Source organism: Flaviaestuariibacter flavus, assembly GCF_004337505.1.
Taxonomy (GTDB): domain Bacteria; phylum Bacteroidota; class Bacteroidia; order Chitinophagales; family Chitinophagaceae; genus Flavisolibacter; species Flavisolibacter flavus.
The window spans coordinates 1-1,775 of the sequence record NZ_SJZI01000037.1 but is presented as its reverse complement, the minus strand read 5'-3'; the positions used below and the strand labels follow the sequence as shown (position 1 = coordinate 1,775).

Sequence of the window (1,775 nt, the reverse complement as noted above, 5' to 3'; positions counted from 1 at the left end):
AACGACCAGGGCTTTGCGCTGTGGCCGAGAGTGAAGATAGAAATTATAGTGACTGCTCGGAGGCCATAGCGCAACAGCCCCTGTTGGCCGCTCGGCCCGCCTACAAGGCCGCCGCCCCGACGTCGAACTGTCGGAGTGCTCCCCTACCGCAACTAGCTGAGCAGGTGCGCCGCGAAGCCGCCGCCAGCCATACCACAAACCACCGCGACGGAGTTGTCCGCCAAGTTCACAGGGAAGTCGTACGCGAGACTGTTTGCGTGGCTGGAGTGTACAGCTTGCGTAGCAGGTCGCTGGAGGTCAACGAAAATGCAGGTACGGTGTCCGGCGGCTGGCAAGTCGAACGTGATGCCAAGGAGAAGTTCGTGTCCTGCTGGTCGAACCAAGGACTGGTCGGAAAGAAAAAGCTTTTGAAGAGAATTTCTGCCGCAATTAACCCGAATCGGCGGCTGGCGGCCAACGACCAGGGCTTTGCGCTGTGGCCGAGAGGAAAGATAGTAAATAAAGTAAGGTTCGCAGGCCATAGCGCAACAGCCCCTCCTATGTTTGTTTTCTCATACTTTTCGGTGATAAAGAATGTGGGCAGCGGGAGTAAGACCAAACAGCCCCTGAAGCCAGGACAAGCTTGTCTAACATGATGGTCCCCCGCTGCCTTTTTACACGATACTGCGGGTAGTTCAACTGAGCACCGGTTGCCGCCGGAGAGCTCGCGTGAAATTAGGATGGCTGCAGATGTGTAAAAATCACATTCCTCATTTTTAACCAAAGTGAAAGTACAACATGAAGCTTGTTTGCGGTATTGACGTCTCTAAAGACACCCTCGATGTTTATTACAATGATGACAAAGGAAGGACCCATTATACCAAGCTCTCCAACACCGCCTCCGGCCACCGCGAGCTGCTGGAAAAGTGCGGTGAGCGGGTATATGTTCTGGAAACCTCCGGGCCTTATTATCTCGCCCTTGCCTTTACCCTGAAGGAAGCAGGAGGCGACGTGCGGGTAGAAAATCCAATGGTCGTCAAGCGCTTTATCCAGATGAACCTGGAGCGTAACAAATCCGACAAAAAAGACGCCCGCTGGCTCTTCCGCTATGGAGTGGAAAGAGAAGCTTCCGTGTGGCGTGTGCCCTCGCAGGCGCAGCTCAAATGCAGCCAGATCGGGGCTTTGATCAATATGTATGTGCGTCAGAAAACCATGCTTCAAAACCAGTTGCATGCCCTCACCTACATGCCCTTTGCCGATAAGGAGGTCACAAAAAGCCTCAAAGCCTCTATTGCCCGGATCGAGCGGGAACTGAAAAAGCTGGAAGCGCAGATGGATGCAGAACTGAAGCAGTGGAGTGGCAACCAGATGAAGAACCTGCGCTCCGTGCCCGGCTTGGGCAAGCGCGCCGTGGCCACCCTCATCGTAGCCACCGACGGCTTTACCAAGGTCTCCAACTACCGCCAGCTCATTGCCCTGGCAGGCCTTGCACCCAGGGAGCACACAAGCGGCACTTCGATAAAGGGAAAGCGGGGAATCTGCAAAATGGGCAACGGCTACCTGCGCAGTGTGTTGTTCATGTGCGCGCTCACGGCCAAGAAATATAACGCCGCATGTAAGGATCTCTATGACCGACTAGTGGCCAAAGGAAAGCTGCCCTATGTGGCCCTCATCGCCGTGTGCAATAAGCTGCTCAAACAAGCATTTGCAATAGCTACAAAAGGAACGGTGTATCAGGCAGATTTTAAAAGCGCACTCGCTTAAAAAAACTCTTGGAAATAACCATAGTTCATGTT

The 1,775-nt window shown here is 53.7% G+C and carries 1 protein-coding gene; it reads left to right on the top strand.

The window, feature by feature from the left end; genetic code table 11:
* The first annotated feature begins 777 nt into the window (after window positions 1-777).
* Window positions 778-1,743: an IS110 family RNA-guided transposase gene (locus EPD60_RS07950; protein WP_131448483.1), complete on the top strand. Its 966-nt coding sequence runs from the start codon at window positions 778-780 to the stop codon at window positions 1,741-1,743.
* Window positions 1,744-1,775 lie beyond the last annotated feature (32 nt).

What these genes read in the sequence shown, in the direction of transcription:
- EPD60_RS07950 (WP_131448483.1), top strand. Translation starts at nt 778, where the DNA reads ATGAAGCTTGTTTGCGGTATTGACGTCTCTAAAGACACCCTCGATGTT.